16 protein-coding genes are annotated in these 20,425 nt (G+C 72.2%); 3 read left to right on the plus strand and 13 right to left on the minus strand.

The annotated features are described in order from the left end of the window. The first annotated feature begins 46 nt into the window (after nucleotides 1-46). Entirely contained in the window at nucleotides 47-988 is a 942-nt protein-coding gene (locus ABEA10_RS21710; protein ID WP_345466590.1) for a LysR family transcriptional regulator, read from the plus strand. Here ABEA10_RS21710 and ABEA10_RS21715 read toward each other — a convergent pair. Next, nucleotides 962-1,408 (minus strand): MarR family winged helix-turn-helix transcriptional regulator, encoded by a 447-nt coding sequence (locus ABEA10_RS21715; RefSeq protein ID WP_345466593.1) that lies wholly within the window; start codon nucleotides 1,406-1,408, stop codon nucleotides 962-964. The genes ABEA10_RS21710 and ABEA10_RS21715 overlap by 27 nt on opposite strands. Nucleotides 1,409-1,509: 101 nt before the next feature. Between ABEA10_RS21715 and ABEA10_RS21720 the strand changes: the two genes are divergently transcribed. After that, complete coding sequence (locus tag ABEA10_RS21720) at nucleotides 1,510-1,881, plus strand: cupin domain-containing protein (protein WP_345466595.1); 372 nt, start codon at nucleotides 1,510-1,512, stop codon at nucleotides 1,879-1,881. Nucleotides 1,882-1,884: 3 nt separating this feature from the next. Here ABEA10_RS21720 and ABEA10_RS21725 read toward each other — a convergent pair whose 3' ends face one another. The 4 genes from ABEA10_RS21725 to ABEA10_RS21740 all read right to left on the minus strand — a co-directional run bounded on the left by ABEA10_RS21725 (nucleotide 1,885) and on the right by ABEA10_RS21740 (nucleotide 7,576). Next, nucleotides 1,885-3,270, minus strand: a complete 1,386-nt coding sequence (locus ABEA10_RS21725; protein WP_345466597.1) for a hypothetical protein — start codon at nucleotides 3,268-3,270, stop codon at nucleotides 1,885-1,887. 165 nt (nucleotides 3,271-3,435) lie between these two features. Next, the gene (locus ABEA10_RS21730; protein WP_345466599.1) at nucleotides 3,436-5,655 is read right to left on the minus strand and encodes a [protein-PII] uridylyltransferase; all 2,220 of its coding nucleotides are present in this window, start codon (nucleotides 5,653-5,655) and stop codon (nucleotides 3,436-3,438) included. Nucleotides 5,656-5,840: 185 nt separating this feature from the next. After that, complete coding sequence (locus ABEA10_RS21735; protein WP_285569096.1) at nucleotides 5,841-6,179, minus strand: P-II family nitrogen regulator; 339 nt, start codon at nucleotides 6,177-6,179, stop codon at nucleotides 5,841-5,843. Beyond that, nucleotides 6,176-7,576, minus strand: coding sequence for an ammonium transporter (locus ABEA10_RS21740; RefSeq protein WP_345466602.1), 1,401 nt, complete (start codon nucleotides 7,574-7,576; stop codon nucleotides 6,176-6,178). Before ABEA10_RS21740 ends, ABEA10_RS21735 begins: the two co-directional genes overlap by 4 nt. A 322-nt stretch (nucleotides 7,577-7,898) precedes the next feature. Between ABEA10_RS21740 and ABEA10_RS21745 the strand changes: the two genes are divergently transcribed. Continuing rightward, a complete protein-coding gene (locus tag ABEA10_RS21745; protein ID WP_345466604.1) occupies nucleotides 7,899-10,253 on the plus strand; it encodes an ATP-binding protein in 2,355 nt (784 codons plus the stop codon). A gap of 430 nt (nucleotides 10,254-10,683) precedes the next feature. On the opposite strand, the gene ftsY is transcribed toward ABEA10_RS21745, so the two are convergent. The 8 genes from ftsY to mutM form a co-directional block, all read right to left on the minus strand. Then, nucleotides 10,684-11,829, minus strand: a complete 1,146-nt coding sequence (ftsY, locus tag ABEA10_RS21750; protein WP_345466606.1) for a signal recognition particle-docking protein FtsY — start codon at nucleotides 11,827-11,829, stop codon at nucleotides 10,684-10,686. A 33-nt stretch (nucleotides 11,830-11,862) separates the two neighbouring features. Beyond that, on the minus strand, nucleotides 11,863-12,516 hold the full coding sequence (locus tag ABEA10_RS21755; protein ID WP_345466608.1) for a DivIVA domain-containing protein: 654 nt from the start codon (nucleotides 12,514-12,516) through the stop codon (nucleotides 11,863-11,865). 52 nt (nucleotides 12,517-12,568) lie between these two features. Further along, a complete protein-coding gene (locus ABEA10_RS21760) occupies nucleotides 12,569-13,681 on the minus strand; it encodes a globin domain-containing protein (RefSeq protein WP_345466612.1) in 1,113 nt (370 codons plus the stop codon). Nucleotides 13,682-13,747: 66 nt separating this feature from the next. Continuing rightward, nucleotides 13,748-14,149 (minus strand): globin domain-containing protein, encoded by a 402-nt coding sequence (locus ABEA10_RS21765; RefSeq protein WP_345466615.1) that lies wholly within the window; start codon nucleotides 14,147-14,149, stop codon nucleotides 13,748-13,750. A 337-nt stretch (nucleotides 14,150-14,486) separates the two neighbouring features. Then, complete coding sequence (gene smc, locus ABEA10_RS21770; protein ID WP_345466617.1) at nucleotides 14,487-18,143, minus strand: chromosome segregation protein SMC; 3,657 nt, start codon at nucleotides 18,141-18,143, stop codon at nucleotides 14,487-14,489. A 504-nt stretch (nucleotides 18,144-18,647) separates the two neighbouring features. Next, nucleotides 18,648-18,845 carry a hypothetical protein gene (locus ABEA10_RS21775; protein ID WP_345466619.1) on the minus strand — a complete coding sequence of 66 codons (198 nt, stop codon included), beginning with the start codon at nucleotides 18,843-18,845 and terminating at the stop codon, nucleotides 18,648-18,650. Between the two features lie 167 nt (nucleotides 18,846-19,012). Continuing rightward, a complete protein-coding gene (locus ABEA10_RS21780; RefSeq protein ID WP_345466622.1) occupies nucleotides 19,013-19,291 on the minus strand; it encodes an acylphosphatase in 279 nt (92 codons plus the stop codon). A gap of 263 nt (nucleotides 19,292-19,554) precedes the next feature. Next, the gene (gene mutM, locus ABEA10_RS21785; protein ID WP_345466625.1) at nucleotides 19,555-20,409 is read right to left on the minus strand and encodes a bifunctional DNA-formamidopyrimidine glycosylase/DNA-(apurinic or apyrimidinic site) lyase; all 855 of its coding nucleotides are present in this window, start codon (nucleotides 20,407-20,409) and stop codon (nucleotides 19,555-19,557) included. Nucleotides 20,410-20,425 lie beyond the last annotated feature (16 nt).

A 20,425-nucleotide genomic window follows, 5' to 3' on the forward strand; every position in this document is an offset into this window, starting at 1 on the left:
TGAGGTCCAGCTCATCTTTTCACGCATTACCTTGTGAGGAAAACGCATGATCGAGTCGGTGGACCTGCGGCGTCTCCAGGTGCTGCGCCTCGTGCACCGCCACGGCACGGTCACCGCGGCCGCCGACGTCCTTCACCTCACCCCGTCCGCCGTCTCCCACCAGCTGCGCCAGCTCGCGCGCGAGACCGGCGTCGCGCTGCTGGAGCCCGACGGCCGCCGCGTACGGCTCACGGCCGCGGGCCGCGCCCTGGTCACCCACGCCGACGCGCTGCACGCGAACTGGGAGCGGGCACGGGCGGAGCTGGCCGCGTACGCCGACGGAAGCGCCGAGTCGCTGCACATGTGCGGGTTCCCCTCCGCGGTCGCACGACTGCTGGCGCCGGCCGCGGCCCGGCTGCGCGCCACCGACACCAGGCTGACCGTCCACGTCGCGGAGGAGGAGACGGCCGCCGGGCTGGACCGGCTGCTGGCCGGAGAGACCGACATCGCCGTGGTCGTCCTGGACGGATCGACCCTGCCGCTGGACGACGCGAAGTTCGGCCGCCGCCCGGTGCTGGCCGAGCCGTTCGACCTGATCGTGCCCGCCGGCCACCCGCTGGCGGAGCGGGACGAGGCCGTGCTGGGCGACGTCGCGGACGAGCCCTGGGTGCTGGCCGCCGCGGGCAGCTGCGACCTGTACGAGCTCGCCGTCGCGGCGTGTTCGGCCGCGGGGTTCACACCACGGGTCGCGCACCACGCGCGCGACTACGCCGCGGTCTCCGCCCTCGTCGCCTGCGGCCTCGGCGTCGCCCTCATCCCCCGTACGGCCGCGGTGCCCGCCCTGCATGACGTCGCCCGGCTCCCGCTGCGGGACGCACCCACCCGCCACGTCCTCGCGTGCGTCCGGCTCGGCGGCGACCGCCGGCCCGCGATCGCGCGGGGCCTGGCCGCGCTGGAGGAGGCCGGCCGGGAGCTCGCGCGCCTACCAGAGAGGCCGGATCGGCGGTGAGCCGGCCGCGGTGACGTACGCCGACAGCGACTCGCGGACCACCTCGAGCCGGTCGGCGCCGACCAGCCCGGCCCAGCGGTTCTCGATCTCGGTCCACAGCGCCACGACCCGTCCGACGCAGGCCCAGCCGCGCGAGGCCAGGACGACGACGCGGGCGCGCCGGTCGGCCGGGTGCGGGCGGCGCTCGACGTAGCCGCGCCGCTCCAGCTCGTCCACCAGCTGCACGGCGGCCTGCTTGGTGACGCCCAGGTGCTGCCCCAGCTCGACCGCTGTCGCACCTCCGCGTACGGACAGGTACTGGAACGCGAAGCCGTGCGCGGGCCGTACGTCGCCGAACCCCTCCTCGGCCAGCCGGACGTGCACCTCTTCCATGATCGCGTGAAAGGCCATGCCCAGCAGCCCCGGGATCTCCCCGGCCATCGGCAATCCCTCCTCATGAAGACAAGCGGCTTGACTATATGGACAAGCCGCTTTACCTTCTTCATCGTCAAGCAGATTGACCATATCGAGGGAGGACACCCATGCCCGTGAACACGCTGGCCGAGGCGAAGAAGATCGAGTTCCACGGCCTGACCGCGCATCCCATGGCGGTTCCCAGCCGTGGTTCCGCCGAGCTGGCCATCTGGTACCTGGAGGTGCCGCCCGGCCTGCGCGGCGAGGAGCACACCGTCGACCGCGAGGAGGTGTTCGTCGTACGGTCCGGGCGGATGTCCGCCACGATCGGCGGAGACCCGTACGAGGCGGGCCCCGGCGACGCGGTGATCGTGCCGCCGGGGGTCCCGTTCTCGATGCTCAACGACGGGTCGGAGCCCGCCCGGCTGGTGGTGTGCACCTCGGCCGGCGTACGGGCGACGCTGAACGGGCGGACCGTCGTGCCGCCCTGGTCCGAGTGACCCTCAGCCGCCGTAGATGACGGCGGTCGGCTCGGCCTTGGTCAGCGTGGCAGGGGTCGTGCCGGACAGGAACGACCGCTGCGGCTCGTCGTCGCGGCCGAGGAAGAACGCCCGGTTGACCGCCTGCACCTCGATCGTCGAACCCGGGTCGGCGTTCGAGGTCGGCACCCGGATCGCGGTGATCTCCGCGATGTCGGACGGTGTCGTACCGGGCGGGAGCTGCACCGTCGTGGCCGCCGGCAGGTCGCGCTGGATCGAACGGTCCGGGAACAGGTGGTCCGAGCGGTACACCGTCGGGTCGTCCTTCAGGCGTACCCCGATGGACAGGCCCACCCAGTCGAGGGCGCCGTTCGGGGGATTCTCCGTCACCTTGCGGACGACCAGGTAGAGGTAGTCGCGCGGGTCGGCGATGGACGTGGTGGAGGAGGTCGGCGGGTCCGCCTCCACCTTGCCCTCGCGGCGCGACTCCGCGTCGGACACCCAGTACGTCCACGGGTTGCGGTCCATGATCTGCTCCCGGGCCTCCGTGGCCGCGTTCAGCGACGCTGACGTGGACAGGAAGAACCGCATCGGGTCATCGACCTTGTCGCAGATGTTGTTGTTGAGCGTGCACGTCTGCATCAGCGGGTGATCGCCCTCGTACGTCCCGCCGAACGGCTGCGTCACGTGGTTCGGCGCCTGGATCACGGCGGTGCCCGGCACGCGGTGGCCCCGGGCGTCGACCTCGACCTGGTAGATCCACTCGATGTCGGTCGTCCGGCCCCAGCGGGCCATGAGCTGCGGCGTCGAGGTGCCGCCGTCCTCGTTGCTCCAGATGTAGGAGTAGGTCAGCAGCCGGTGTCCGGGCACGGTCGCGGGCACGTCCTCGTGCCAGGCGACGAGGGGCGTGTCGGTGAAGGCGTTCTGGAACGGCCCGCCCGAGTCGGCCCCGTTCCGGCCGTACAGGATCGGCGCGTGCGCCAGGTCCACGTAGTCCCGCCCGCGGCTCACCACGCGGACGGCGGTGCGGGTGACGTCGACCCGCGTGCCGCGCGAACGGTCCGCCGCGAACCGGAGCGTCAGCCGGTGCCGGCCCGCCCGCAGGTGCCCGAGCGCGAACTCCCGCGTGATCGGGAACGCGGCCGGCACCACGTCGTCGGTGACGTACCGGCCGTCGACGTAGAGCGACAGCACCGCCGACTCGTGGCCCTCCTCGCCCCAGGAGACCCCGGGCGCGGCGGCGGTCACGTCGAGGAGCGCCTCGCCCGTACGGTCGGCGCGGAACGTGATCGTACGGTCGTGACCTCGCTCGACGACCGTCGTCGTCCCCGCGGTGGCGGCCGGCACGGCGACCAGCCCGCCGAGCGCCGTCACACCCGCCAGTACGGCGGCACGCGAAAATCTACGCACAGGAGCCTCCCAGGCATCGCGAACGCAAGAAGCGTCATCGCCACCGGGAGCGCGGTCAATGATCGCGACAGAGGTTTCCGTGATCTTCATTGGCCGGTGTGGGCCAGGACACCTACCTCAAGGATTCCGCGCACTTCAGGGACGCGGCACAGGCACGACGGGGGCTCAGCGCACCACGTCGAGGACGCCCGCGCGGACCGACGCGCGCAGGTCCTCGTCGGTGACCGGGCGCCCCTCGGCGTCGACGACGTAGAAGACGTCGACGGCCTCGGCGCCGAGCGTCTCGACCCGCGCCGCCCGCACCTGCAGGCCGAAGGTGCCGAGTACGTGCCCGACGCGCCACAGCAGGCCCGGGCGGTCGTGCGCGCGCACCTCCACCACCGTCGCGGTCGCGGACGCGTCGTCGATCATGGTCACGCGGGGCGGCGGCACCGGGACGCCCTTGCGCGGGCGGTACGAGCGCGCCCGGCGTTCGAGGCGTTTCTCGACGTCCAGCCGTCCGGCCAGCACCCGGCGCAGGTCCACCTCGAGCGCGGCCGGGTCCGGCCCGGAGCCGTACTCCGGCACGGCCAGGAACTCCAGCAGCGCCGTCGGCCCCTCCGCGCCCCGGCCCCAGGAGACCGTACGGGCGCCGCGCACGGCCAGACGGTGCAGCGCGAGCACGCCGGCGGCCTGCCAGAGCAGTCCGGGCCGATCGGGCGCGACGACGGTGATCCGCGAGCCGACGACGCGTACGGAGCCGCCGCCGTGCCGGGCGAGGGCGAGCTGCTCCGGCGTCGGCTCGGGCGCCACCGGCGGCGGCGCGCCGGCCAGGACCGCGGCGACACGGCGGGTGAGCTCGGCGACCAGCCCGGCCTTCCAGGGGCTCCACGCGGCCGGTCCGGTGGCCTGGCCGTCGGCGACCGCCAGCGCGGCGAGCGTCTCCAGGACGACGGGGTCGCCGACCGTCTCAGCCACCGTCTCGATCGTCACCGGGTCGTCCAGGTCGCGGCGCGTCGCGGTCTCGGGCAGCAGCAGATGGTGCCGTACGACGGCCTCCAGCACCCGGACGTCGCCGGTGTCGAAGCCGAGCCGCTCCCCCAGGTCGCGCGCCATCACCGCGCCGGTCCTGGCGTGGTCGCCGGGCCAGCCCTTGCCGATGTCGTGCAGGAGCGCGCCGACCAGCAACAGGTCGGGGCGGGCCACGTCGCGCGTGTGGGCGGCGGCCCGCGCCGCGGTCTCCACGAGGTGGCGGTCGACGGTAAAGGTGTGCACCGGGTTGCGCTGCGGACGGTTGCGCACGCGTTCCCAGTCGGGCATCAGGCGTTCGATCAGGCCGACCTGGTCGAGCGCCTCCCAGACGCCGATGGCGGGCGGCCCGGCGCCGAGCAGGGTCACCAGCGCGTCGCGCGCCTCCGCCGGCCACGGCACGGGCATGGGCGGCGTCTCTCGTGCCAGCCGCTCGACCGTCGAGATCGCCAGCGGCAGGCCGGCCTGCGCGGCCGCCGCCGCGGCGCGCAGGACGAGCGTGGGGTCGCCGCCGGCGTCCGCGCCGCGGGCGAGAACGACCTCGGAGTCGTGCTCGACGACTCCGTCGGCGAGGGGGCGGCGTACCGGGCGGCCGGACGGGGAGCAGAAGCGGTCCACCGACCGCCACATGTGGTCGACCGCGAAGGTGACCGTACGGGCGGCCTCGACCACCGTGCGCAGGAGCGCTTCGGCGTCGAGCAGGCCGAGGGCCTCGGCCACCGCGCCCTGCTCCTGCAGGACGAGGCGGTCCGCCGCGCGGCCGGTCGTCTCGTGCAGCGCGTGCCGGACGTCCAGGAGCAGCGCGTAGGCGTCCTTGACCCGGGCGGACGGGGCCGGGGCGACCCAGGCCGCCGCGACCGCCTGGATCGCGTGCACGTCGCGGAGCCCGCCGCGCGACTCCTTCAGGTCGGGCTCCAGGAGGAACGCCAGCTCGCCGGAGTCGCTCCAGCGGGCGCGGGTCATCTCGCGCAGCTCGGGCAGCCGGCGGCGCGCGTCCGAGCGCCAGCCGGCGAGCACCGTCTCGCGGACCTCACGGGTGAGGTCCGGGTCGCCCGCGACGTGCCGCGCGGAGATCAGGCCGAGGACGGCCTTGAGGTCCTCGCGCGCGACCTCGCGTGCCTGGGCGGGCGTGCGGACCGAGTGGTCGAGCCGCAGCCCGGAGTCCCAGATCGGATACCAGACGCGCTCGGCGAGGGCCGCGATGTCGGGCCGGCCGCGGTGCAGGAGCACCAGATCGACGTCACCGCCCGGCGTGAGCTCCTCACGCCCGTGGCTGCCGACCGCGACCAGCGCGACGTCCGGTTCGGCACCGACCAGCCGGGCCAGCCGGCGGTCGAGCTCGCCGGCGCGGCGCGCCCGCTCGGCACGCAGCCGCACGCGTGCACTGCCGCCACCCTGACCAGCCGTGCCTGCCTGAGCACCGTCCTGAACGGCCGGACCCGCCTGAGCCGCGTCCCGTACGGCAGAGACCTGCTGAGCCCTGTCGCCGCCCTGTACGGCGGAGCCCGGCCGAGGCGTCGCCTCGGCCGGGCCGTGCCCTCCCCCGAGCGTGTTCGTCACCCTTACAGCGCCTCCGGCCCGGTCTCACCGGTACGCACGCGCACCACGGTGTCGACCGGCACCGACCAGACCTTGCCATCGCCGATCTTGCCGGTCTGCGCCGCCTTCACGATGACGTCGACGATGTCCTCGGCGTCCTCGTCGTCGACGAGGACCTCCACCCGCAGCTTGGGCACGAGGTCGACCTTGTACTCCGCGCCCCGGTAGACCTCGGTGTGACCGCGCTGGCGGCCGTACCCGCTGGCCTCGCTCACCGTGAGGCCGTTGACCCCGAACGTCTCCAGCGCCGCCTTCACGTCGTCGAGCTTGAAGGGCTTGATGACCGCCGTGACGAGTCTCATGCCTCAGCCTCCACCTTCTTGTCGCCGGGCTCCGCCGAGCCCTTGGCGTGGTCCGCCGTCAGTGCGGCAAGGATTCCGTGTCCGCCGCCGGAACCGCCGTGCGCCGTGCCGATCTCGTACGCGGTCTCCGCGTGGACGGCCAGGTCGATGCCGGACACCTCGTCCTCTTCGCTGACCCGCAGACCCATGATCTTGTCCAGCACCTTGCCGATGACGAAGGTGAGGACGAACGAGTAGACGGCCACCAGCACCACGCCGACGGCCTGCTTGCCGAGCTGGCCGAACCCACCGCCGTAGAACAGGCCCGCCGGCCCGTCGCCCTTGGCCGGGGTGAGGATGCCGGTCACGGTCGGGGTGGCCAGGAAACCGATCAGCAGCGCGCCCGCCGCGCCGCCGACCGCGTGCACGCCGACGACGTCGAGGGAGTCGTCGAAGCCGAACCTGGTCTTCATGCCGACCGCCACGGAGCAGAGCGCGCCGGCGATCACGCCGAGGATGATCGCTCCGACCGGGTTCACCGAGGCGCAGGCCGGGGTGATCGCGACGAGGCCGGCGACCGCGCCGGAGGCCATGCCCAGGGCGGTGGACTTCCCGTAGCGGAACTTCTCCACGACGATCCAGCCGAGCGCCGCGGCCGCGGTCGCCACCTGGGTGTTGACGAACGCCACCGACGCCTGGGCGTTGGCGGCCAGCGCCGAGCCGGCGTTGAAGCCGAACCAGCCGAACCACAGCAGGCCCGCGCCGAGCAGCACGAACGGCACGTTGTGCGGGCGCATCGGCTCCTTGGGCCAGCCGACCCGCTTGCCGACCACCAGGGCCAGGGCCAGGCCCGCCATACCGGCGTTCAGGTGGACCGCGGTGCCGCCGGCGAAGTCGAGGGCGCCGATGTGGTCGGCCAGGAAGCCGCCGTCCTTGGTCGTGGACAGGTCGCCGAAGAAGAACACCCAGTGCGCCACCGGGAAGTACACGATCGTGGTCCAGATCGCCACGAACGCGCACCAGCCGCCGAACTTCACCCGGTCCGCGATGGCACCGCTGATCAGCGCGGGGGTGATGATGGCGAACATGAGCTGGAAGGCGACGAACGCCAGTTCGGGCGACGTGCCGGACGCCGACAGCAGCGTGTCCTTCAGCCCGACCCGGCCGAAGCCGCCGATGAAGCCGTGGTTCCCGACGTCCTTGGCGAAGGCCAGGGAGTAGCCGTAGAAGACCCACAGCACGCTGACGATGCCGATCGTGGCGAAGTTCATCATCAGCATGTTGAGGACGCTCTTGGACCGGGTCATACCGCCGTAGAAGAACGCGAGGCCCGGGGTCATGAGAAGCACGAGAGCAGAGCTCGCCAGCAGCCAGGCGGTGTCGCCTGAATTCAACATCTTGAGAACGTCCGGCGGCATGCGGCGCCCCTTCGGTGAGGTGGTCGATACTGCTCTGGAGCTTCGAGCAGAGCCGTTTCACCTACGGGGCATGAGTGTTTCGGCGGTGTGAAACCGTGCGCGCCCATGTTTCCGACGTGTTTCGAAGTGCTACGCCCCGCTTCGTACGCGTTCGCCGCCGGTGGCCACCTACCGTGACGCCCGTCACGGGCCGTCGCGCCCGGCCCGACGTACAGTGTGAGGATAAGTTCCCAGGTCATCCCTATAAGGGCGGGGATCGGCAACGGTGTCTGCGGTGTCGCGCCCCTCCGCCCGGTGGCGCGCAGGCGGGCTACCCGCGGAGGTGACGAGTTTCGTCGGACGTCGGCGCGAGGCGGCCGACGTCAAACGTCTGCTGTCCGACTCACGGCTGGTGACGCTCACCGGGGTGGGCGGGGTCGGCAAGACCAGGCTGGCCTACCGGGTCGCCGCGGAGCTGTGGCGCGCGTTCCCCGACGGCGTGTGGCCGGTCGATCTGGCCGAGCTGGAGAACCCCGAGCTGCTCGCGCAGGCCGTCTCCGCGGCACTCGGCGTCGAGGATCGTTCCGGCCGGTGCCCGGTGGAGACCCTGACCGATCATCTGCGGGAGATGACCGCGCTGATCGTGCTGGACAACTGTGAGCATCTCCTGCCCGAATGCGCCGTACTGGCCGACGCCCTGCTGCGCGCCGCGCCCTGCCTGCGCGTCCTGGCCACGAGCCGGCAGCTCCTGGGGATCACGGGCGAGCAGACCCTGGACGTGCCGGCGCTGCCCCTGCCGCTGCCCGGCACCGATCCCGGATCGGTCGAGGCGTCGACACGCTACGACGCGGTGCGGCTGTTCGTCGACCGGGCGCGGGCCGTACGCCCCGGCTTCGCGCTGACCGAGGACAACCGCCAGGCCGTCGAGCGGCTCTGCCGCCGCCTCGACGGCGTCCCGCTCGCGATCGAGCTGGCGGCCGTACGGCTGCGGGCCCTGTCGGTCCAGCACCTGCTCGGACGCCTCGACGACCGGTTCCGCCTGCTCGAACGCCGTTCCTGTACGGCGGTCGAGCGGCATCGCACGCTGTGGGCGCTGATCGACTGGAGCCACACGCTCTGCACGCCGGAGGAACGGCTGCTGTGGGCGCGGGCCTCGGTGTTCGTCGGCGGTTTCGGCCTGGAGTCGGCCGAGGACGTCTGCTCCGGCGACGGCATCGCCCGCGAGGAGGTACTGGACCTCGTGGCCGGGCTCGTCGACAAGTCGGTGCTGATCACCGAGGAGACGCCGTTCGGGGTCCGCTACCGGCTCATGGAGTCGCTGCGGGAGTACGGCCGGGAGCGGCTCGCCGAGGGGGGCGGCGCCGACGCCGTGCAACGGCGGCACCGTGATCACTTCGCTCGGATGTGCGCCGACACGCTCGCGTCGGAGTCGTGTCAGCTGAAGTTGCTCAGCCGGGTGAAGCTGGAGACCGCCAACCTGCGCTCGGCCATGGACTACTGCTTCAGCACGCCCGGCGGCGCCGCGTGGGGCCTGCGGATGGCCGCCGACCTGCGCAACCACTGGCTCAGCGGCTACCTCGGCGAGGGCCGCCAGCGGTTCGCCCAGGGGCTGGCCCTGCACCGGGCGAAGGACGAGGCGCGGGGCCGCGCCCTGATCGTGGACGGCTGGCTGGCCGTGGTCGACGGCCGGCCCGAGGAGGGCAGCCGGCTGTTCGACGAGGCGCGGGAGATCGGCGAACTCCTGGGGCACGGCGTGATCCTCGCCGACATCGCCCTCCAGGAGGGACTGCTGGCGCTGGACCGGGGCGACGCGGAGACCGCGATCACGCTGTGCCGCGCCGCCGAGGAGCGGCAGCGCGCGGCCGGCGACATCATGGGCCGCATCCGCGCGGCCCTGTGGCTCGCCAGCGCGCTCACCCTGGCCGGCGACCTGGACGCCGCCGTCCGCACCGCGCAGGAGGGCATCGCCCTGTGCGACGACCACGGCAAGGGCCTGTACCGCGCCCACCTGCTGACCATGCTCGGCGTGGCGTTCTGGCGCCGGGGTGACACGGCGCCCGCCGGCGCGCTGGTGAGGGAGAGTCTCGCCTTCCATCGTGAGCTCGGCAATTCCCGTGGCATCGGCCTCAACATGGCGGCTCTCGCGTGGATCACGGCGGCGGACGGCCGGTACGAGCGGGCGGCGCGGCTGCTGGGGATCTTCGAGAGGTTCTCGCGGGAGCCGCGGTCACGGCGGGCGATCGGCGCCCAGGTGGCCGGATACCGGCATCTGCGCCCCTACCAGGAGGGGTGTGTGGCGGAGATCCGGCGCGCGCTCGGCGAGACGGCCTTCGAGTCGACGGTGCGCGAGAGCGCCCGGCTCGACGTGGACCACGCGCTCGCGTACGCGCTGGAGGAGAGCGCCGAGGACGACGTCGCGGAGGCGGCCGGACCGGTGGACGGCGAGCGCTCGGCGCCGCTGACGCGGCGGCAGACCGAGGTGGCCCGGCTCATCGGCCGCGGGCTGACCAACCGCGACATCGCCACCAAGCTGGTGATCTCCCAGCGCACCGCCGAGGGCCATGTGGAGCAGATCATGCACCGGCTCGGGTTCGCGTCGCGCTCCCAGATCGCGGTCTGGATCAGTGAGCGCGATAACGGCAACGGCCATGGCGAGCTCAACGGCGAGGTGGGGCACCGGGGCCGGCACCTGCGATGACGAGTGGTGCCGACCCCGGTGTACCTGCGACGCGGGGTCCGGGCCCGCGTCGCCGGGACGGCGTCGCGGGGGGATGCGACACCGTGACGCGCTGGCGCCGCCGGGGGGGTTGACGGCGCCACCGCTTTTCCTGTGGTTCCGGAGGGACGGCCGCGTACGGCGCGGTGTCCCCGGAGGCGCCGGCGCCGTGTCCGGCGTCCCGATGACCTCCACCGACGACGATGCCACCCGAGGCTGCCGGGCACACGGGGAGAAATACCCGAATCCGCAGGTAGACGCCCCGTACACCTCTCCCCGTGACGGCCGAATCACCTTCGGGGCCGGTGCCCGTGAGGCCCGCCTGAACACGGGTCGATACAACGCTCCAGCGCGCACGGAGAGACAGCCGGGGCGTCCGCTCAGACCCGGCTCAGACCCGCGGAAGGCCCGCTCAGTCGCCGAGAATCGCCTCGACGAAGGCCTCCGGCTCGAACGGGGCCAGGTCGTCGGGGCCCTCGCCGAGGCCGACGAGCTTGACGGGCACGCCCAGCTCGCGCTGGACCGCGATCACGATGCCGCCCTTCGCGGTGCCGTCGAGCTTGGTCAGGGCGATGCCGGTCACGTCGACGACCTCGGCGAAGACGCGGGCCTGCTGCAGGCCGTTCTGGCCCGTGGTCGCGTCGAGGACGAGGATCACCTCGTCGACCTGCGCCTGCTTTTCGATCACTCGCTTCACCTTGCCGAGCTCGTCCATCAGCCCGGTCTTGGTGTGCAGGCGGCCGGCCGTGTCGACGATCACCGTGTCGACGCCGGCGGCGATGCCGTGCTTGACCGCCTCGAAGGCGACGCTCGCCGGGTCGGTGCCCTCGTCCCGGCGCACGACCTCCGCGCCGACCCGGGACCCCCACGTCTGGAGCTGGTCGGCCGCGGCGGCGCGGAACGTGTCGGCGGCACCGAGCAGCACCGTACGGCCGTCGCCCACGATGACCCGTGCGAGCTTGCCGCACGTCGTGGTCTTGCCCGTGCCGTTGACGCCCACGACGAGGATGACGGCCGGCTGGGCGCCGTGCGGCTCGGTGCGCAGGGAGCGCTCCCAGTCCTTGCCGATCTGGCCCAGCAGCTCTTCCTTGAGCAGCGCGCGCACCTCGGTGGCGTCACGGGAGCCCAGCACCTTGACCCTGGTGCGCAGGTCCTCGACGATCTGCCGGGACGGCGCCACGCCGACGTCCGCGGTGACCAGAGTGTCCTCGATCTCCTCCCACGCGTCGTCGTCGAGCGCGTCGCGGGACAGCAGCAGGAGCAGGCTGCGTCCCAGGGCGTTCTGCGACCGGGACAGCCGCGCGCGCAGGCGTACGAGACGGCCCGCGGACGGCGGCGGGACCTCCACCTCCGGCACCGGCGGCGCCGGGACCTCCACCGGAGGCGCCTCGACGGTCGCGGTGTCCTCCTCCAGGACGGCGGTGCCGCCCGGTGAGACACCGCTCTCCGGCGGCGCCTGCGGCGGCGGAGCCGTACGGCCGCGCCCTCTCAGCAGGAAGAGTCCGGCCGCGACGACGGCGACCACGACGATCGCGATGGCGAGGATCAGGTATTCCATAGCGTGTCCCAGTCTCGCAGAGGCCGGGGCCGGTCAGCGAGAGCGGGGCAGCGGCAGGCGGGTCGGCGGCATGGTCTCGTGCTCGGAGTTCCCCCACTCCTCGAGGTTTCGCAGCAGTGCCTCCAGGTAGGACCGCAGATGGGTGCGGTAGACGTCGCTGAACGTCCGCAGGTAGGTGATCTCACTTTCCAGGTTGCGGCGTTCGTCGTCCGACAGGGGCGCGGAGGAGGACGGCCGGACCTGCTCGGCCGCGGTCGACGCCTGCCGATGCGCCTCCTCCAGCACCATCACGGCCCGCGCCTTGGCCTCGGCGAGGATCTCGTCGCGGTTGCGCCGCGCCTCCTCGGCCAGCTCCTGGCTGTAGCGCTGGGCGTCGGCGACATAGTGGTCGGCGGTCTCCTGCGCCGTGGACAGGATGCGCACGGCCTGCATGTGGGCGTCCTCGGCCTGCGCGGGCGAGATGCCCTGGGGGCTGCCGGAGATCCGGTCGCGCAGCCGGCCGACCTCGTTCTGCAGCGCCGCCTTCTCGTTGAGGACCCGGACCAGCTCCTGCTCGACCCCGTGGAGGAAGGCGCGGACCTGGTCCTCGTCATAGCCCCGCCGGCCGAGCGGGGCACGCCGGAAGTCGGCCGTCTGCAGCTCGGCCGGGGTGAGACGCTGAGCGCCGGGATTGTCTAGTGAGGTCACTGGGGCCTCCTTCGTCGGAGAGAGTCACCATTGGGGCGTGTCATGGATCCCCCTATGCGTCCGCGTACTTGTCGAACCGGATGCGATCCCTGCCGAGCCCGAGGCGTACGAGGCGGTCAGAGGTCGCGTCCACCATCGTGGGCGAGCCGCACACGTACGCGTCGTGATCCCTCCAGATCCCGTGCCGGGCGATGACGTCGGCGAGCGTGCCCTGTTCGGCGCCGCCGTCCGCGGGCTCGTCGGACACGGCGGGAACGACGGTGAGCCACGGGTACTCCACCGCCCGCTTGGCCAGGTCGTCCAGGTCGTACAGGCCGTCCATCGTGCGTGAGCCGAAGAACAGGTGGACGCGCGGCGGTGCGGGGCTCTGCGCGATCCGTTCGAGGATCGCCTTGAGCGGCGCCAGGCCGGTGCTGCCGCCGATGAGGAGTACGTCGCGGCCGGAGCGATCGTCGTAGGTCATCGTGCCGACCGGCGACGCGAGCCTGAGCTGGTCGCCCGGGGCCACCGAGCGCACCAGGACGGGGCTCACCGGCCCTCCGTCGACCAGCCGTACGTGGAAGTCGATCGTGTTGTCGGGGCGCGGTGCGTTCGCCATCGAGTAGAACCGCCACGTGCGCGGCCGGTAGGGAACCTCCACCGCGACCGCCTGCCCGGGCAGAAACGGCAGCGGCCGTTCGGTCACCACTCGCATCACCGCGAGGTCGAAGCGGCGCCGTTCGTGCGTCACGATCTGGGCGTTCCACCAGGCCGGGCGCTGCGCCGCGTCCTCTTCCGCGGCCTCGATCATGACCTTGGCGACCACTCCGTACGCGTCGCTCCAGTCCTTGGCGAGGGTGTCGGTCCACTCCGCACCGGAAAAGTAACGCAGAGTAGTGATCAGGCTCTGCCCGACCTCCGGATAATGCAGCGCCTCGACCCCGAATTTGCGATGGTCGGCACCGAGCTGACGAACGAAAGGAACGAGTTCCGGCAGGTTGTCGACCTGAGAAACGATACGTCCCAGCGCGTGCAACAACCGATCGCGCTGGTGGTTCATTCCGATCGGGAACATCTCCCGAAGCCCTGGATTCCGCAGAAATAGATCCGAGTAAAAGAACAATGCCACAGCGTCACCATGCTGAGTGACCTGCGCAAAGTTATCCTTCAATGCTTGAGCGTCCACACGTTCTCCTGATGGGGCGGCTTACGCGAGCGGGCGCCGGTGCCGGGCACCGGCGCCGGGTGCGCGCTACCCCTCGCCGCCCGCCTTCACCATGACGCCCGAGACGACGTCGTACGCGGCCGTCCAGTCTTTCTCCAGCTCAGGCGTCCACGAGTCGCCGCTGAAGTAGCGAAGGGTCGCGACGAGGCTGTTGCCGACCTCGAGGTAGTGCTCGGCGGTGATACCGAATCCCTGATGCCGGCGGCCCAGTTGCTGAAGGTAGGGAACCAATTCCTCAGTGTTGTCCACCCATGCGACGATCTGCGTAAGCGCCTCCAGGAGAACCTTCTGCTGACGCGCCATGGAAGCCGGGAAAAGTGACCGGTAGCCGGGGTTGCTCTGGAAGAGATCCGCGTAAAAGTAATCGGCCACCTCCATACCGTGATCGGCGACCTGCGCAAAGTTATCCTTCAGTCGCTGAGCGTCCATATGAGGCCCTTTCTCGGGTTGAAGACGTCTATTCCTAACGAAGCGCCGACTCTGGCGCAAGCGTTACTCATGGGTTAGGACGGGACGATGTGACGAAAGAAGTCACGGTCGGATAGCGACGAGGTCAACACGCTGCGTCAGTACGCCGCGACCTCGCCCGGCCGCCGCGCTGTGAATTGGAACGCCACCGTTGAGTCAGGGAGCACGGTCAGGAGGCGCGCGCGACCGGGACGCTCGTGAGGTGAGACCGGACGTCGATCGTCAAGAGGACATGTCGGACATATCGGCCAAACCGGAGGGTCGATGCCCCGGCCGTGGACGGCCCGCGAGGGGAGGGTCAGGCGGGTTCTGGTTCGCGCAGCCGCTGGCTGATCACCTGAGTCACGCCGTCGCCCCGCATGCTCACGCCGTAGAGCGCGTCCGCGCCCTCCATCGTGCGCTTCTGGTGGGTGATGACGATCAGCTGCGAGGACTCGCGGAGCTCTTCGAAGATGCCCAGCAGACGCTGGGTGTTGGTGTCGTCGAGGGCCGCCTCGACCTCGTCGAGGACGTAGAACGGCGACGGCCGCGCCTTGAAGATCGCGACGAGGAACGCGATCGCGACCAGGGAGCGCTCGCCGCCGGACAGCAGCGACAGCCGCTTGACCTTCTTGCCGGGCGGCCGGGCCTCCACCTCGATGCCGGTGGTCAGCATGTCCTCCGGCTCGGTCAGCGACAGGCGCCCGTCACCGCCCGGGAACAGCCGCGAGAAGATCCCCTCGAACTCCCGCGCGGTGTCCTCGTAGGCGGAGGTGAAGACCTGCTCGACCCGCTCGTCGACCTCCTTGACGACCGTGAGCAGGTCGCGCCGGGTCTTCTTCAGATCTTCCAGCTGGGAGGTCAGGAAGGCGTGCCGCTCCTCCAGGGCGGCGAACTCCTCCAGCGCCAGCGGGTTGACCTTCCCGAGCTGGGTGAGCTGGCGTTCGGCCTGCTTGGCGCGCTTCTCCTGCGTGGCACGGTCGTACGCCTGGGGCTCGGCGTCCTCGGGCGCGTCGGGCGGCGGCGGGACGAGCTGGTCGGGGCCGTACTCGGCGATCAGCACGTCCACCTCCAGCCCGAACTCCTCCATCGCCCGCTCCTCCATCTGCTCCAGGCGGAGCCGGCGCTCGGCGCGGGCGACCTCGCTGCCGTGGGCGACGTTGACGAGCCGCTCGTGCTCGCCGGTCAGCTCGCGCACGCGCGTGCGGACGGCCTTCAGCTCCTCCTCGCGGGCGGCACGCGCCTGCTCGGCGGCCTCGCGCTCGGCGACGGCCGCGGCGATCGACACCTCGATGCGGGCCAGGGACCGGTGCGTGCCGACGACGACGGCCTGCGCGACACGGGCGTCGCGGGCGCGCCGCTCGCGGCGTTCGGCGGCGCGAGCGCGCTCGGCGCGCTCCTCCGCCGCCGCGCGCAGCAGCGCGTCGGCGCGGCCCTCGATCGCCTTGACCCGCTCCTCGGCGGTACGGACGTTGAGCCGCGCCTCCATCTCGGCGGACCGCAGCTCCTGGCACCGGTCGGCGAGCTCGTCGCGGCGGAAGGACGCCTCGTCGTCCTCCTCGACCGGCTCGGCCTCGGCGGCCTCCAGCCGCTCGCGCAGCCGGACGCGTTCTTCGGCGTCGCGCTCGCGTGCCTCCTCCGCGGCCCGTACGGACGCGGAGAGACGCTCGGCCTCCTGCCGGGCGGCCTTGGCCGCGGCCTGGAGCCCGGCGACGTGCCTGGCCTCCTGCGCGGCCTCGGCGGCCGCCTCGCGCAGCCGGGCGCGTACGCGGTCGAGGGCCGCCTGGGCGCGGCTCACGCCCGTCTGTGCCTCGCCGACGGCGGCCTGGGCCGCCTCCAGCACCGCCTGGGCCCGCTGCTCGGCCTCCACGGCCTCCTCGAGCGCCTCGGCGGTCCCCTCGGCCTTCTCGCGCGCCGCCGCGAGCCGCTCGGCGGCCTCGTCGCGGGCGGCGCGCATCTGCAGCGCGCTCTGCCGGCCGCCGCCCCCGCCCAGGGCCCAGTGCGCGCCGAGCAGGTCACCCTCGCGCGTGACCGCCCGCAGCTCCGGCGCCCGGCGTACGAGCGCGGCGGCGGCGGCCAGGTCGTCGACGACCACGACGTCGGCGAGGAGGTGGTGCACGGCGGAGCGTACGGACTCCGCCGCGGTGATCAGGTCGGTGGCGCGCCGGACGCCGTCCGGCAGCGGGACGTCCTCGAGCTTGGTGGCGGGCCCGTCGCCGACCACGAGACCGGCCTGGCCCGCGTCGTCGGCGCGCAGCCGGGTCAGGGCGGACTCGGCGGTGTCGAGCGAGTCGACGGCGACGGCCTCGGTCGCGGCTCCGAGGGCGGCGGCGATCGCGACCTCGGCGCCGGGTTCGACGGACAGGAGGGACGCGAGCGTGCCCAGGACGCCGTCGAGACCGGCGGCGAGCAGTGCCTCTCCCCCGTCCGCCGCGCTGCCGAGGGTCAGGTCGAGCGCCTCGACCCGCGCCTGCAGCGCGGTCGCCTCCTTCTGCGCGGCCTGGTCGGCGCCACGGGCCGCGCCGACGCGCTCGTGCGCCTCGCGAACGGCCCGGCGGGGCGCCTCGACGGCCTCGCGCGCCTGTTCGGCGGACTCCTTGGCCTGTTCGAGGACCTCCTGGGCGCGCTCGTGCTCGGCCGCCAGCTCGGGGTCCTCTTCCGCCTGGGTGTTCTGGGAGGAGTACTCCTCTTCGGCGATCTTCGCGCGCTCCTCGGCGGCGGCCCGTGCCTCGCTCAACCGGCCGATCTCCGCCTCGGTGGCCTGCATCTTGCTGTCCAGCGCGCCGACCTGGCCGCGCAGCCGGGCCAGGCCCTCCCGCCGGTCGGCGGCGGCGCGCGCGGCGGCCTGCAGGCGGCGCTCCTCCATCTCCAGCGCCGACTCGGCCTCCGACCGCTCTCGTACGGCCTCGGCGAGCGCCTCCTCGACCGCCTCCAGCCGCGCGGCGAGGACCTCTTCCTGCTCGGCGACCTCCGCGGCCTCGCGCTCCATGTCCTCCGGGTCGCGGCCCCGGCGGTCGTCCTCCTGCGCCTCGGTGGCGTGGCGGTGGCGCTCGGCGGCGACCTCCCCGACGCCGCGCAGCCGCTCGCGCAGGGACGACAGGGAGTACCAGGTCTCCTGGGCACGGGCCAGCACGGGCGCCTGCTCGGCCGCCTCGGCCTCCAGCGCCGCCTCACGCTGCTGGGCGGCGGCGAGGGCCTCCTCGACGGCGATGTGCCGCTCGCGTACGGCGGCCTCGTCGACGGCCTCCTGCTTGAGCCGGCCGCTGAGCGTCACCAGGTCGTCGGCCAGCAGGCGTACGCGCGCGTCGCGCAGGTCGGACTGGATGACGGCGGCCCTGCGGGCGATCTCGGCCTGGCGTCCCAGGGGTTTCAGCTGGCGGCGCAGCTCGGTGGTGAGGTCCTGGACGCGCGTGAGGTTGGCCTGCATCGCGTCGAGCTTGCGAAGGGCCTTCTCCTTGCGCTTACGGTGCTTGAGGACGCCGGCCGCCTCCTCGACCATGGAGCGGCGGCCCTCCGGCCCGGAGTGCAGGACCCGGTCGAGCTGGCCCTGGCCGATGATCACGTGCATCTCACGGCCGATGCCGGAGTCCGACAGCAGTTCCTGGACGTCGAGCAGGCGGCAGGTGTCGCCGTTGATGGCGTACTCGCTCTGCCCCGACCGGAACATCAGCCGGCTGATCGTGACCTCGGTGTAGTCGATCGGCAGGGCGCCGTCGGTGTTGTCGATCGTGAGGAGGACCTCGGCCCGGCCGAGCGGCGGGCGCGACGAGGTGCCCGCGAAGATGACGTCCTCCATCTTGCCGCCGCGCAGCGACTTGGCACCCTGCTCGCCCATCACCCAGGCGAGGGCGTCGACGACGTTGGACTTCCCCGAGCCGTTGGGCCCGACGACGGCCGTGATGCCGGGTTCGAGACGCAGCGTGGTCGAGGACGCGAAGGACTTGAAGCCACGCAGCGTGAGGCTCTTCAAGTACAAGCGTCCACCGATCCTTTCCCCGCCCGGCTCGGCACGGCCCGGGAGCTCTGCGAGGGGTCACCGCGGCCGGCCCCTGCGCACCATACCGGCCGGAAGCCGCCGCACCGGCATCTGACATCCCCAAATGTGCCACGAACCCTCGTGTTTCGCGGGGCTCCGCGCGAAACCGCCCCGGCCGCGCCGCTCCCCCGCCCCGCTCGAACGCCCCGCCGGGCATCGGCCCGGCGTACGGCGCCTCGCGCCGCGGCGCGAAAAAGGGTCAATCTTTGCCCGGACATCTCTCGCGGCGCCACATTTCCCTTGCCTCACCGCGCGGAGAGAATTCACCCGGCGGCCGGGCAGCGACCTGACCTGGGAAGATCGTGATCACACATATATTTCCGAACTGATTGCCTCCCCGCACCAGACGGGGAAGAAGCTTGGAAAGCGGGCGGCCGCCGCCGATTCCCGGGCAACAAAAAGGGACGTCATGATCGACGTCCCTTTTACGGAGCAGCCTGACCTCTAGGTCAGCGCCGGTTCGCGGTCGTTGGCGCGGAGCGCCATGACTTCGTTGTCAGCAACCGCCGCGAGCGCGTCGTTCTCGGTCTGGAGCCGTACGAGCTCGGCCTCCAGGTCACGGACACGTTGCTGAAGGCGCCGCATCTCCGCAACCATGCGGGGGTCCGGACCGCCGACGTGGCCGAGTAGAGCCTTCGCCATGATTAAGGGTCCTCCACGCTGAGTGACCAGCAGGAATGATCGCGCACATGAGAGCCGAATAGATGCGCGTAACAACTAGGGTCGCACCGGCGAGAGAGCCGGTCAAGACGGATGTCACAGACGCGTAACAACCTGTCTATCCGAGTTTAGCAGACTTCCGGGGACGATCAGCGTTCGATGAACCCGTGAAGATCCCCACGGGGCTCGGTCCATCGTTCGACGACGCCCGTGACCATTCCGGGAGTGCGGCCGCCGCGCAACATCTCGAGCAGATCGTCACATGCCGCCCGCGGCCCCTCGGCGATCACTTCGACACGTCCGTCCGTCAGATTGCTCGCCGAGCCCGTGAGCCCCAGCTCAAGCGCCCTGGAGCGTACCCACCAGCGGAACCCGACGCCCTGGACGCGACCGCGGACCCACGCGGTCAGCCGTGTCTGCTCCTCCACGCTCCGGGATCCTAGTCGCGCCGGCGGAGCCGATCACGCACGGGCGCAACCGGGGCGCGGCAACGGTTTGGAACGATCCCGGGCACCCGTCTGACCGGCCCTTTCGCCGGCTCGGAGCGCGGTGTCGGCCGGACGGGCGGTCAGTACGGACCGCCGAGTAGCACTCGGGACGAACCAGGGCAACCCGTCCAGCCGGGGCCTCGTGACCGGACCCGGACGCCGGTACCGGACCATCCGGAAGCGGTTTTAAGCGCTTCCGGTAATCAGTAGCGCGCCCGGCGGGGGCGGGGCTGACAGGTGGGGCAGGTGTAGGAGGAGCGGTTCATGAAGGCGTCGCGCCGGATCGGGCTGCCGCAGCGTGGACAGGGCTCGTCCTCGCGCCCGTACACGTTGAGTGACCGGTCGAAGTAGCCGCTCTCGCCGTTGACGTTGACGTACAGGCTGTCGAACGAGGTTCCGCCCGCCAGGAGCGCGGCCTCCATGACCTCACGGGCGGCCGCCAGCACACGCGTCGCCTCCGGGCGTCCCAGCGTCTCGGTGGGGCGGGCCCAGTGCAGCCGGGCCCGCCACAGCGACTCGTCGGCGTAGATGTTGCCGACGCCGCTGATCAGCGACTGGTCGAGCAGCGCGCGTTTGAGACCCGTGCGGCGCCTCCGCAGCGCACGGAAGAACGTCTCCTCGTCGAACGCCTTCTCCAGCGGGTCGGGGGCGATGTGCGCGATCGGCAGGGGCACGCCGTCGGCCATCTCGGTCAGCATGAGGTGCCCGAACGTGCGCTGGTCGATGAACCGCAGGTCCGCCCCGCCGTCGGTGAAGGTGAACCGCGCCCGCAGGTGCTTCTCGTACGGCCGGTCCGGCTCGCCGACGATCAGCTGGCCGCTCATGCCCAGGTGGGCCAGGAGCGACTCGTCTTCACCGACCGGCAGCCAGAGGTACTTGCCGCGCCGGCACGCGCCGGAGACGAGACGGCCGGTGAGGCGGGCGGCGAGGTCGGCGGGGCCTTCCGCGTGACGCCGGGCCGCGCGCGGGTGCAGGACGGTGGCGGACTCGATGGTCCGCCCGGCCACCCAGCGTTCGACGCCCCGGCGTACGACCTCGACCTCAGGGAGTTCGGGCAACGGCGGCCTCCTCCAC

Origin of the sequence: Actinoallomurus oryzae, assembly GCF_039541955.1 — a bacterium.
Classification (GTDB): Bacteria; Actinomycetota; Actinomycetes; order Streptosporangiales; family Streptosporangiaceae; genus Actinoallomurus; species Actinoallomurus oryzae.

Coding starts and splice junctions, on each gene's coding strand:
- ABEA10_RS21710 (WP_345466590.1), top strand. CDS start 47: ATGATCGAGTCGGTGGACCTGCGGCGTCTCCAGGTGCTGCGCCTCGTG.
- ABEA10_RS21715 (WP_345466593.1), bottom strand. CDS start 1,408: ATGGCCGGGGAGATCCCGGGGCTGCTGGGCATGGCCTTTCACGCGATC.
- ABEA10_RS21720 (WP_345466595.1), top strand. CDS start 1,510: ATGCCCGTGAACACGCTGGCCGAGGCGAAGAAGATCGAGTTCCACGGC.
- ABEA10_RS21735 (WP_285569096.1), bottom strand. CDS start 6,179: ATGAGACTCGTCACGGCGGTCATCAAGCCCTTCAAGCTCGACGACGTG.
- ABEA10_RS21740 (WP_345466602.1), bottom strand. CDS start 7,576: ATGCCGCCGGACGTTCTCAAGATGTTGAATTCAGGCGACACCGCCTGG.
- ftsY (WP_345466606.1), bottom strand. CDS start 11,829: ATGGAATACCTGATCCTCGCCATCGCGATCGTCGTGGTCGCCGTCGTC.
- ABEA10_RS21765 (WP_345466615.1), bottom strand. CDS start 14,149: ATGGACGCTCAGCGACTGAAGGATAACTTTGCGCAGGTCGCCGATCAC.
- ABEA10_RS21775 (WP_345466619.1), bottom strand. CDS start 18,845: ATGGCGAAGGCTCTACTCGGCCACGTCGGCGGTCCGGACCCCCGCATG.